The organism is Stackebrandtia sp., assembly GCF_035643755.1.
Taxonomy (GTDB): Bacteria; Actinomycetota; Actinomycetes; order Mycobacteriales; family Micromonosporaceae; genus Stackebrandtia.
This window is the reverse complement of record NZ_DASQPW010000229.1, coordinates 1-12,031: the sequence shown is the minus strand read 5'-3', so window position 1 is coordinate 12,031 and position 12,031 is coordinate 1. Positions and strand designations below refer to the sequence as shown.

11 protein-coding genes are annotated in these 12,031 nt (G+C 66.7%); all 11 read right to left on the bottom strand.

The annotated features are described in order from the left end of the window. Positions 1–13: 13 nt before the first annotated feature. Positions 14–1,054, bottom strand: a complete 1,041-nt coding sequence (locus VE172_RS18125; RefSeq protein ID WP_324803368.1) for an AAA family ATPase — start codon at positions 1,052–1,054, stop codon at positions 14–16. Continuing rightward, complete coding sequence (locus VE172_RS18120; protein ID WP_324803367.1) at positions 1,055–1,558, bottom strand: hypothetical protein; 504 nt, start codon at positions 1,556–1,558, stop codon at positions 1,055–1,057. Further along, positions 1,555–2,271, bottom strand: a complete 717-nt coding sequence (locus tag VE172_RS18115; RefSeq protein ID WP_324803366.1) for a DUF4129 domain-containing protein — start codon at positions 2,269–2,271, stop codon at positions 1,555–1,557. Before VE172_RS18115 ends, VE172_RS18120 begins: the two co-directional genes overlap by 4 nt. A gap of 172 nt (positions 2,272–2,443) precedes the next feature. Beyond that, positions 2,444–3,364: a CHAT domain-containing protein gene (locus VE172_RS18110; protein ID WP_324803365.1), complete on the bottom strand. Its 921-nt coding sequence runs from the start codon at positions 3,362–3,364 to the stop codon at positions 2,444–2,446. A 1,670-nt stretch (positions 3,365–5,034) separates the two neighbouring features. After that, positions 5,035–5,556: a hypothetical protein gene (locus VE172_RS18105; RefSeq protein WP_324803364.1), complete on the bottom strand. Its 522-nt coding sequence runs from the start codon at positions 5,554–5,556 to the stop codon at positions 5,035–5,037. Positions 5,557–5,571: 15 nt separating this feature from the next. Further along, entirely contained in the window at positions 5,572–6,171 is a 600-nt protein-coding gene (locus tag VE172_RS18100) for an RNA polymerase sigma factor (protein ID WP_324803363.1), read from the bottom strand. A 10-nt stretch (positions 6,172–6,181) separates the two neighbouring features. After that, a complete protein-coding gene (locus VE172_RS18095) occupies positions 6,182–7,786 on the bottom strand; it encodes a S8 family peptidase (RefSeq protein ID WP_324803362.1) in 1,605 nt (534 codons plus the stop codon). Between the two features lie 377 nt (positions 7,787–8,163). Further along, entirely contained in the window at positions 8,164–9,825 is a 1,662-nt protein-coding gene (locus tag VE172_RS18090; RefSeq protein WP_324803361.1) for an alkaline phosphatase D family protein, read from the bottom strand. Between the two features lie 155 nt (positions 9,826–9,980). Continuing rightward, positions 9,981–10,868 (bottom strand): glycoside hydrolase family 191 protein, encoded by an 888-nt coding sequence (locus VE172_RS18085; RefSeq protein ID WP_324803360.1) that lies wholly within the window; start codon positions 10,866–10,868, stop codon positions 9,981–9,983. 7 nt (positions 10,869–10,875) lie between these two features. Beyond that, positions 10,876–11,517, bottom strand: a complete 642-nt coding sequence (locus tag VE172_RS18080) for a DUF998 domain-containing protein (protein WP_324803359.1) — start codon at positions 11,515–11,517, stop codon at positions 10,876–10,878. A gap of 31 nt (positions 11,518–11,548) precedes the next feature. Continuing rightward, the coding region (locus tag VE172_RS18075; RefSeq protein WP_324803358.1) for an ERAP1-like C-terminal domain-containing protein at positions 11,549–12,031 on the bottom strand (483 nt) is incomplete at its 5' end.

Below are 12,031 nucleotides of genomic sequence, written 5' to 3'. Positions count from 1 at the left end.
AACGCGCGGGACATCACTGCCCGCCGCTGTAGCGGTACGCCGGGTCGGCCTGTGGTGCCGCGGGCGCGGCGCCGTAGCCGGGCAGCTGGGCCGAGGCGGGCGCGGGCACCGCCTGGCAGACCTCGCTGATGATCGCGGTCGGGTCGGCGTGCTTCAGCCACAGCTCGGGGCGCAGCGACACGCGATGCGACAGGGCCGACGGCGCCACCGTCTTGACGTCCTCGGGGATCACGTAGTCGCGGCCGTTCATGACGGCGCGGGCGCGCGACAACAGCAGCAGGGCCAGCGATCCGCGCGGGGAGGCGCCCACCTGGATCTGGTGGTGTTCCCTGGTGGCGGCGACGATCGCGACCATGTAGCGCCCCACCGAGTCCTCAACGGACACGTTCTCGAGGGCGCGCTGCATGGCCACCAGGGTCTCGGCGTTCACGACGGGCTCCAGGCGCGACTCCTCCCGGCGGCGCGCCATGCGGCGCTTCAGCACCGTCCACTCCTCGTCGGCGTCGGGGTACCCGAATGACACCCGCAGCAGGAAGCGGTCGAGCTGCGCCTCGGGCAGGGGGTAGGTGCCCTCGTACTCGATCGGGTTGGCGGTGGCCAGGACGCAGAACGGCTCGGCGAGCCGATAGGTGTTGCCCTCCACCGAGACCTGGTGTTCCTGCATGGCCTCCAGCAGCGCCGCCTGGGTCTTGGGCGGGGTGCGGTTGATCTCGTCGGCCAGCAACAGGTTGGTGAACACGGGTCCCTCGCGGAACACGAAGTCGCCGCGCTTCTGGTCGTACAGATTGGACCCCGTGACGTCGGAGGGCAGCAGGTCGGGGGTGAACTGCAGGCGGTTGAAGCCCAGGCCGAGGGTCTGGGCGAAACACCGCGCCGTCAGGGTCTTGCCGAGCCCGGGCAGGTCCTCGAACAGCACGTGTCCGCCCGCGAGAATCCCCGCCAACACCAGCTCGAGCGGTTCGCGCTTGCCCACCACGACGGTGTTCACGGCGTCCAGTACGGCGCGCGCGTGCCCGCCGACCTCGGCGAGCGGCATCGGCTCGATGTCAGCCATCTAGATCTCCTCCATGCAACGGACGACATAATCCATTTCGGACATATTCAGCGGCCTGCTCAACGGGGCCGTGGCGATCTGGAACAGGACGGCGGGAAGCACCGGCCGCGCCCGTTCGGGGTCGGCGCGCAGGTCGACGCCGTGCCGCAACCGCACGCGTTCGGCGATCAGGTCGACCAGCCGGCGCTGCACCGTGAGGCGGTAGCGCTCGGCGTCGTCCTCGCTCCACGACAGCCGATCCTCCCAGCGGTTCACCTCGGCGAAGGGACGGTCGACGATCATGGACAGCGCCGAGTTCACCTCGGGCAGCCGCGCGGGCTCGGATCGCAGGCCCCGCACCAGGATGAACGCGGCGACCGCGGCGACGAACAGGACCCACACCTGCCAGACCGAGATCCCCACGCCCTGGCTCCAGTAGCCCAGATACAGCAGTCCGGTGGGAATCGGCGGGAACCACACCAGCGCGGACCACTGCGCCCAGGTGGGTCGGGCGAAACCGTTCACGTCGCCGCCCCCGTCTCGTCGCGCCGCTGCGCCCGCGCCAGCTGGGCATCCACTTCGGTCAGCGCGGAGCGGGCCCGCTCGACCTCGGAGGCGCCCACGGCGTCGGGTGCGTAGCGGGCGCGGTGGTAGGCGGAGGTCAGCGCCTCCAGGGCCCGATCGCTGACCTCGAAGGACGTCAGCAGCCGCACCACCAGGTCGCTGGGCGTCTCCGACTCCAGCCGCGCCGCCCCGGCCTCGGCGGCGGCGCGCTCCAGCCTCAACCAGCACGCGATCACGGCGCGCCGCGGATCGCCGCCCGCGTCAATATCGGACAACCCTGCCAGCAGCGCCTCGCGCATCTCCCCCGCCGACGGCTGCGAGGCCCGCCGCGTCACGGGCGCCTCGCGCGCCGCGGGCCGCACCACGAACAGGCGGTACGCCACGAAACCCACCACCGCGATCGCCAGGGCGACGGCGATGACGTCGGCGAGGATCGAGATCAGCGCGCCCACCCACGGCGGCAGACTGAAATGCGGCGCGTTGGCGCTCACCGACGACGCGCTGGACGTGCCGCGCGTCGAGGAGGATCCCGCGGCGGGCGTGTTGTGCTGAGCGAGGTGAGGTATCGGCACCGCGTGCGACGACAGCTGCGCGGTGGACACCACCCAGCCCAACAGGACGAGCGCCAGGGTGACCACGGCGATCGGCAGCCATCGCCGAGTGGAATCCTTCATGTTCCGCGGCCGCCCCTCCCCTGATTCTCGCGTCCCCGCCAGCCTCCGTCGGCGGAGCCACGGCTGTCAAGCCACACGTTACATCCGCGATTCAATCGTTATGCCGCCGTCGGTTGAGCAGCACAAACGCGCGACAATTCGCCTATGTCGGACAATGAGGACGATCAGTGTCCTAACTGGCCCCATAGCAGACAAAGGGCGACAGCGGGTGGCGGGTGGACGCCTCGGCCAGCGCGCGGGCGGGGGCCAGGCCCGCGACGACGTTCGCGTGGTAGGCGGTCATGATGTCGGCGGCGGCCTCGTGCTCGACCTTGACCACACTGGACACGACGGTGCGGGTGCCGACGTACAGCAGCGCGGCGGTGAAGCCGAGGGTCTCGTCGCCGACGGCGACCTTGGCCTGCCCGACGTCGCAGGCGGACAGGGTGACGTGCGCGGGCGGGGTCTTCAGGCGCGCGATGTCGTAGGCCATCAGGGGGCCGTCGGCGAAGTCCATGCGGGAGAACAGAACGTTGTCGGGCTCGTGGTAGCCGTGCGCGGCCAGGTGGGCGATCGGGGCGCCGTCGAGGGCGGACAGGATCGCGGTGGGGGTGGCGGCGGTGTCCTGCAGGAGGATCGGGTTGTAGTACTGCTCGGAGATGGTGTCGAGCTCGGCCTCGGCGTTGGTGAGATCGGGGCCCGAGGCCAGCAGGGGGCGGCCCGTCGTGCGGGTGTCGTAGTTCAGCGCGGACCACCAGACCGCGGCGGACGGGGAGACGGTGACGGGGCGGCCATGGAGAGTGGGCAGGAGTCCCCAGGGGACGGCGTTGAGGAGTCCCGTGGGGACGATGACGAGATCGGAGTCGCCCAGGCGTTTGCGGAAGGCGCCGAAGAGAGCGGCGTCCAGGACCTGAGTGCGATGGCGGATGGAGGACTCGACGGTGGCGGCGAGCCGTTTGGGCAGGGCGCGACCCGTGAGGGCGTTGAGGTCGGCGGTGAGGAGGCGGACCGATTCGTCCACCTCGGGCATGCTGCCGAGGGGGTGGTGTTTGGTGCGACCATTGACCAGGGTGAGGGCGTGAAGTTGGTTGTCGTGAGCGAGAAAGCTGACCATGGCATGGTCGCGAGTGGACAGCGCCTCGTGGATTTGTTTGGGGCGGACCTCGGGAACGCTGTCGCCTGGGCCAGATGTTTGCCAAGCGCGCTCACGCAATTGACGTTCAACCTTTACGCATCGAGTGCGTTCGTCACGTGCAGGTCTGCCCTCTTGTTCCGCTTCACGGATCGCGTCACGCAGTATGCGTACCTGTGCCAACAGATCTGCAACCTCTGGATCCTCGGGCGGTGTGACCGCGGGTAGACGATACGCCTGGGCGCGCGAGCGCTCGGACCAAGTTAGGATTGTGGACGGCCGTCGAGAGTTGAGCGCCAGCTCAAGGCCCATGGACGCTAGATCACTGCCGAGCGAAGTCACACCCGTCTGGAGCTCAAGACTGCCAAGGCTTTCCCGATGCTGGTGAAGGCCGACCAGCCCCTTGGCCAAATGCTCCATCGCCAGTTTGGTATTGCCCCTCGATCGCGCCAACTCTGCCCTAGCCAGATTGCGAGTCAACTTTGCGACCAAAATCTGAGCCCCCGTCGTTCGCGGCCGCCGTACCAGTATGTGCTCGGCGGCTCCGAAATCCTGTGCCCGTATAAGGGCACGCGCCGCTAGGAGCTCGGCGAGTTCCGCGGTGTCATTCTGTTTGAGCTCGCGTTGGCGTAGTGCCAACGCAAGCGTTTCACCTGGGAACTCATAGCCAATGTAGCCGCTGCGAAACTCGCTCTCCCGACGTATGCGCTCAGCCCAGTCGGCTAGAGCCACACTCCCTTGGGCGTGAGCCCTGTGCTCTGCACGCTTGGAGAACTTCACCGCGGCTTCAATATCTCCAATTTCAAGGGCGATGCGTGCTCGGTGCACCTCACTGTCAAAGAGATCAAGCTCGCGTCCCTGATCTCTTAGTTGTCCGATCGCCATATCAAGCCGTGATATGGCTTCATGTGTCAATCCCGCTTCTCGCAGGGCGTTTGCGCTGGAGATCGCCAAAGCATGAGTCATATCGGGCGCAGAAGCTTCGTAGAGACTCTCGGCCTTCGCGAACAGGGCCAAAGCAGCTGGTATGTCGCCCATGCCTTGTGCAATATTACCCTGCGTATGTAGGGCCTTCGCCAACTGAATGGGGAGGCCGTTCGCCTCAGCCAGGGACGCGCACTTTTGCAGATCGTCCCGCGCCTCACGATATCTGCCCAAATCCCCGAGCAAGCCAGCTCGATTCAACAGGACCCCAACGAGAATCCACTTAGGACCATGTAGCCGAAGCAGCGGCTCAGCGTCACTGAAGCACATAAGCGCGTCTTGGATGCGGCCCGACCTCCACAGAATCAGACCACGTTGGTTCCACAGGATTCCTTTATGCTGTGGCGCCACATGCCGTGTGGCAAGGTCAAGTAGATCAAGGCCATGCTTTGCCGAACCCAACTCTGCTTCAGCGTAGGCGAGGCTTATCAGAAGCCTAGCGAGCACGACTTCCGACTCATGGCTCCCGCCAAATGGTTTCCCCTCGATCCAACCCAAAAGATCCAGGCCCTCTCGAAGGTGGCGGGCGCCCATCGCCGGCTTCCCCGCATTGGTGGCATCGATGCCAAGCTTCTGCAACTGCCATGCTTCTTCGACGCGGTCGGTATCTCGGGCGGGGGAACACACCCCGACATTGTCGTATACATCGACCACAACCCGCTACCACCTCAGTCCAACACTACCGACGGCGTGATCACCACGGGCGTCTCCCCCTTGCCCGTCTTGCCTTCTGGCGCCCGAATCACCATGCGAAAGATGCCGCGCGGCAACTCATGCACCACGAATCGTCCCATCGGGTCGGCCACGGTTCGATGCTGAGCGTCGGGGGTGCGCAGCTCCACCCGATACTCCCCCTCGGGCGACAGCCAGCCGTCCACCCGCACCACATCGTCGTTCACCTGGCTGACGCTCACCATGACCGTCAGGGCCGAAGACTCGAAGATGATGGTGCGGGCCTGTTCCGCTGTCTGCAACGTGGACCGAACGCTGGCCAGGGCGCTGTTCTCCACCAGGCGCGCTACTTCGGCGTCCATGTGCTCCAAGGCCATGGCGAACCTCACGCGTTCCGTCAACCCATCGGGTATCGGATCGATCTGGTCGTACAACTCCCGCACGGCCGATAGATTGCGCACGTCACAGTCGTCAATGGGCGCATCGGCGCCCATCACCTGTCCATCGGCGTTAGTCATGTCTTACTCCCCTCATCAATTCCACTCAGGATTAGAGTGCAAAAGTTCACGCAGCTTTGCCAGACACCGACCCCGATTCGGCCCGATGGAACCGCGAGGCATCTTCAACGCCTCGGCCACCTTGCTGTAGTCGGGCCTGTCGGTGTAGGCGATCACCTGAATCAGCCCCCTGCACTTGGGCGGGAGCTGTTTCACGACATTCCACAATGTCTTGTACCGCGGCGCGAGTCCCATCCGCTCGATCACGTCCTCGCCGAGGTCGACTTGGTCGGCGACGAAGGCGTCCCACTCCTGATGGTCGGCGGGTTGCTCCTGGTGACCTCTTCTGCTGACCCGCCAGGCCTCACGGCGCGCCGTGGTGGCGAGCCAGCTCGGAAGTGCGGCGGGTTTGTCGATCTCGGACAGTTTGTGCATCAGAGTCAGCCAGGTCGACTGCACCACGTCTTCGGCGGCGGATCGGTCCAGCCCCTGGCGGCGGGCGACCCGCCACAGCATGGGAGACAACTCATCCACCAGTTCGTCCAGGGCATGCGGGTCGCCCTCCCGAGCGCCGCGCAACGCATCGGCGTAGCGCTTCGCTTCGGGAGGGTCGAGATACTCGTCGAGGGGGTTCATGGTCGGTCCGTCATCCGCCAATGGCCTTGATTGCCGACTGTACTCGGTGGGTCACCGATTGGGCGTCCTGCGGGGCGAGATCGGCGAGATCGGAGTTGTCGATCATCGCCGAGGCCAGTTTCGCGGCGGCGATGGGTGCCGCGAACGATGTTCCGCTCCAGATGGCGTAGCCCGAGGTGAAGTCGTCGGGGTCCAGGCTTTCGCGGTAGCGGGTTCCATGGTCGTTCGCCAGGCTGGGGCTGGCGTCGCCGTCGGCATAGGTGGGATAGGTGCTCACCAGGGACGCGCCCGTGGCGTAGCACGACACCCACGGTCCCTCGTTGGTGAACATGGCCAGGGTTTCGTTGGGGTTCAAGGCACCAACGCTGATCACGGGGGCGGCCTGTTGGGGCTGGGGTTCGGCGGCGAACGCCGCGGGGTAAAAGGGGCGGTTGCTGGCGAAGTTTCCAGCGGCGGCGATGACGGGAACACCCAAGGACGTCAGTCGGCCTATGGCGTCGCGAAGCGCGCCATGAACCTGATCGTCGGGGTCTTCATCGACGTAGCCGAAGGACAACGAGACGATGTCCACGGGATCAGCGGAGTCGTCGCCGTTTCGGGCCCGCTCGACCTCGTCGGCGAGTGCCGTCAGCGCGCCGAGGCATTCGTGTTCGTAAACGATGCCGTCGTTTTGCATGACGCGAATCGACCGCACCTGAGCGTCGGGGGCGAGCTGGCGGATGACACCCGAGATGAAGGTGCCGTGTCCGAAGTGGGAGGTCACCTCACCGAGCAGCGAGCCATCGGTGTCCATCGAGTCCCACGGTCCCTCGATGTGCGGCGATTCGGGGTCGGCCTCGTTGGCCAGCAACTCTTGAAGCTTGCTATCGACGGTGATGAATGTATCCCGCTGTTCCTGGCGGTCGGAGATGTCAAACGCGGGATGTGCTGGGGTGACACCAGAGTCCAGCACCGCGATCACTGGGCGGCGTTTGCCAGTCAGTGCTTCCAGCGGACGACGGCTTGGCATCGGGAGCACCATGTCCACAGGCGTCCGAGAAGGGTAGGTATAGCCCGCGGGTCCGCCGTTTTCAAACGGCCCGCCACTCCCCGGAGATCCTGTCCGCTCCGTCCCCACCCAGGCGGCCCCCGCCCCCTGCAGCGCCGACCCCACGAGCAGATGCTCCAGCCGCAGCCGCTTCAGAACGTCCTGGCTGCACCGTCCTCCAGAAACCGCCCCCCGCAGCGTCTGCAGCACCCGCCAGGCGTCAACGGTGTCGGGTGTGGCCCGCTCCCCCAGCGTCACCCGCGCCCGTCGCATCCGCTTGTCGTGCGGCACCTTTCCCAGGTGCTCCCTGTCGATTCTCATCCCGTGCACCGCCAGGGCGGCGTCGAGCTCCGCGAGCTGCTCGTCGTTGCCGAGCAGGCGGTGGCACATCAGCACCCTGTTGTAGCGGTAGATGGTGGAGCCGGGGGTGGGCGATCCCGCGGCCAGTGGTGCGTCTCCGGGGCGCAGCACCCTGGCGCGGTGCCGATCGAGCAGGCTGTCGGGCAGATTGGGCACCCCCGCGGTGCGGTCACGCCGTGAGTTGGATTCGGGGAGTCTGGGTGTCTCGCCGGTGAAGTAGAGCTTCATAATCCGTTCCTGATTGAAGGGTGGATGTATGTCTATTCGTTTGTGATCTTCGGCGTCGGACGGTAACGCATTCCCGCTACCCTGCGCCGGTATGGGGAGTGGCTTCCTGGGGAAGCGGCGGACACTCCCCACAGTGTCCGCCGCGGCCCCAAGCCCCCGATACTTCGCGAACTGGCAGGTTTCGCGAAGAACGCCCCCCAATGTGGCGTGGTCGGGCGCCCATGGCAGGTGAGGCGGACCCGACCGGGGTATTGCGTTGCCTCCTCACTCGTATAGAGCGACGGGCGGCGTCCCAGATACGGAATACGCGTAGTGACGTCAATCACAAAACTCCCCGCGTCGGGACTGACGCGGGGAGTCGTGGAGCAAGCGGTGGCTCAGGGCATGTCGTTGAGGTCCTCGGGGCCGAGGTTGCGCAGCGGATGGTCCTGGTCGAACTTCTCGCGGCGCCTGTCGTCGACGTCCCGCGAGTAGGTCTGATGCAGGACGTGCTCGCCATCGGCCACGGTGTACGACCTTCGGGTCCACATCGGCTGATCCTGCTGACTCACCTTGGGCACCACCTTGAAGTGCGATTCCAGCTGGTCGGGGGTGAATGTCGTGGAGACGTACCCGCACTGTCGGTTGTAGAACTTGATGTGCGGATTGATCTGCAGAAACGGGTTCTCCTCGGGGATGGAGTCCTGGCCGTCCCCTTCGGACGTTATGGAGGTGCCCACCAACTCCACGCCCACCGACTGTCCCGTGGGGTCGTCGTAGTCCGCCTTCAGCTCGCAGGCGTAGTGGGCGTGAACATCGCCCGACAACACCACGGGGTTGCGGACCTTCCCGTCCAGGAAACCCTTGGTGATGCGGTCGCGGGAGGCGGTGTAACCGTCCCACGCGTCGGTGCTGCGCACCTTGAGCGGGCCGGAGTCGCCGTCGCGCTGGGCGAAGAAGACCTGCTGGGCGATGCAGTCCCAGCGCGCCTTCGAGCGGTGGAAGCCCTCGATCAGCCACTTCTCCTGATCATCGCCGGTGATGCTGCGCGCGGGGTCGTCGGCCTCGTGGCAGGCCTTCCAGCCGTCGCCACAGCCCTGGTCGTCGCGGAACTGACGGGTGTCGAGCATGTGGAAGTTGGCCAGCCGCCCCCAGGCGAAGCGGCGGTAGAGCTGCATGTCGGGGCCCTGCGGCCGCTGCTTCTTGCGCAGCGGCATGTTCTCCCAGTACGCGCGGAACGCGTACGCCCTGCGCTGCCTGAAGAACGGCTGGAGGAACTCGGGCTTCTCGTAGTGGAACCCGGCCCAGTTGTTGTCCACGTCGTGGTCGTCGAAGACCGCCACCCAGGGGGCGGCGGCGTGGGCGGCCTGGAGGTGCGGGTCGGTCTTGTATTGGGCGTGACGCTGGCGGTACTGGGCAAGGGACTCGCACTCGGCGCCCGGGTGGTGCCGGACGTTGCCCGACTTGGCCTTGTAGACGTCCTTTCCGTACTCGTAGATGTAGTCGCCGAGGTGAAGGATGAGATCGGGCGATTCCTCGGCCAGGTGCTGATAGGCGTTGTACCAGCCGTGCTCGTACTGCTGGCAGGACACAAAGGCCATGGTGAGCTTGTCGGGCATGCTGCCGGCCTTCGGCGCGGTGAGGGTGCGCCCGATCGGCGACAGCCACGAGCCGACCTTGAACCGATAGAAGAACTCGTGGCCGGGCTTCAAACCGTCCACTTCGACATGGACGCTGTGCGCCCACTTCGGAGACGCGGCCACGGTTCCCGAGGCCGCGAGCTTGGCGAACTTGTCGGTGGACGCGATCTGCCATTCCACGTCGTAGTCCTGGTCGGGCATCCCGCCCATGCCGTCGGCGGCCAGGGGATCGAGGGCCAGGCGGGTCCACAGGACGAAACCGTCGGGCTCGGGCTCACCCGAGGCGACGCCCACAGTGAATGGATTGGTCGGCAGGGGCGCGGTGTGGCGGCGTTCGTCCGCGAACGCGGCGCCGGGGACGGCCACCAAGGCGCTTCCGGCCGCACCGGCCACGATGATCGACCGTCGAGATAGTGACATATTGACCTCGCTGAGAGTGAGGGACTGAGGGCAGCTTCGTTTTACCAAGCCCAGCAAGAAATGTGGCGGTTCCAATACACCTCGAAGTGACACCTGGGTTAAGCGTCCGCAAACTTTCCGACCGCCGACGCTCGGTCATCAAAGGAATGCGCTGGTCACGAGCACGGCGAATGTATGCGGTCAAGCTCCACATTGGTGACATACCCCGCGAAACCCATTGTGGCGTATTTGCGACAGGCCGCGGCGATATTGTCTGATTTGGATGCGTAGTCGACGGCGAGGATCAGCTTTCCGGCCTCCCGCAACGCCCGGGCGTTGTCCACATTCTCCTGGCACCAGTCGGCCGTGCAGGGTCGGTCGGTGTCGGTGAAGAAGAGGTCCTCGACGCCGAGGCCGTCGATCGCGTCGGTGTAGCCCCGAAAGTGGCGCAGCTCCGGGGAGTTTTGCGGCAGGATCTCGAAGTCCGGGTTCTCGCGCTTGGCGTAGGCGCTGATGTGGACGATCTGATCGACCATCTCGCGCGCCAGCGTGTGCCTGCTCCTTCCGGGCACCAGGTCGGGGTCGATCTCCTCGTAGGCGTTGGGGACGTCGAGATAGACGCCGTCGAAACCCGCCCGCAGGGCGGCATCGACGCGCGGTTTGACGGCCAACCTCCACCAGTCGGGTCTCCAGTATTTGACGAAGTTCTCGTCGGGCCAGTCGTTCCAGCGGTTCAGTTTCAGGTCGGCGTCGCTCACCGCGCGGTACTCCGGACGGTACTTCTCGATCGTCCCCATGGAGAAATAGGCGAAGACCCGCTTGCCGGTGTCCCGGACGGACGAGATCTCGTCGGCGGTGAAGTAGTCGTCGCCGCCGTCGCGGGCGAGGTCGATGACGGCGGCGTCCTGGGGAGCGGCGGCGATGGCGTCCAGTCTTCCGTCGGCGTAGCCGGTGAGCTGGTATACCCAGCTGCGGATGCCGTCGGTGTGGTGCGCGGCGGGGGAGGCCGCGCAGGCCGCCAGCAAGAGGCAGGCCACGGTCGGCAGCAGGGGTCGACGGTTCACGAAATCCTCAGTGCCGCACGGGATGACCCGCGCGGGCGCGCGGCACCGACACGGAGGCGTCGGCCGACGGCCGCGCGACGGGCTGGTAGGCGAGCACGACCAGCTGGATCGCCAGGGCCAACAGCAGGACGCGCTGCGGCAGGCCGCGCCAGTCGCCGCCGTTGGCCAGCTCGGGCAGGAAGGTGTTGACGATGATCACGATCATCAGGACGGCGGTCACACTGGACAGTGCGAAGGTCCACGTGCGCCAGCGCGAGGGTCCGGCGAAGGCGGCCGCGAGGAATCCCGCGACGATGACCAGGCCGAAGGCGGTGCCGGAGCTGTAGCGGTGGACCTGGCCGGACACGGAGCTGACGCCGTGGCCCGGGTCGGTGGGAAACAGCACCGTCACGACGAACGCGACCGCGGCCAGGCCCATGGCGAGGCCCTGCCACCGCCGGCGGCCGTAGACCAGGGCGGCGCAGGCGATCGCGATGGACAACGTGCCCACGAGGTAGCCGGCGTAGCCGTCGGGTTCCAGCTCATACATGGACACCGGTTGATGCACCGGATGCACCTTGGGCATCACGAGGTGCATGTAGATGAAGCTGGCAACGGCGATGACCGTGCCCACCACGGCCACGCTGCGAAGCAGGCTTCGGATTCCCATGTAGCCACGCTACCGGTGCCGGCCGCGGGTGTCACCCCATCGCCCGCACCTCCAGGGCCACCCGAACGCCGTCGGCGGCATCCACAATGGCGCGGCGCAGGATGTCGTCGACGTCGTCGCGGCACGCCAGGTCACGGGCCCGCTCCAGGGTTTCGGGTGCCACCGCCAGCCTCGGGAACGCGGAGGCGCCGATGCGCATGACGGCGAACTGACCGCGATCGCGGGTCGCCGCGGCGATCTCGTCGAAGTAGCGCGGCACGTACGCGTCGGTGAACTCCTCCTGCCCCGGCTGCCAGAACCCGCTCGCCGCGGCGCTGGCCAACTGCGCCGACACCTCGGGCTCGGCGGTGATCCGCCGCCAGGCGCGCTCCTTCGCCTCGGCGTCGGGAAGCGCGGCGCGGCAGGACTCGGCCAGCTCGGCGCCGCGGGCGCTGGGGTCGGCGCGGGTCTCGGCGTCGATGTCGGCGGCGTCGGCGCCGCCGAGCACGGACAGGCGGTGCAGCAGGTGCCAGCG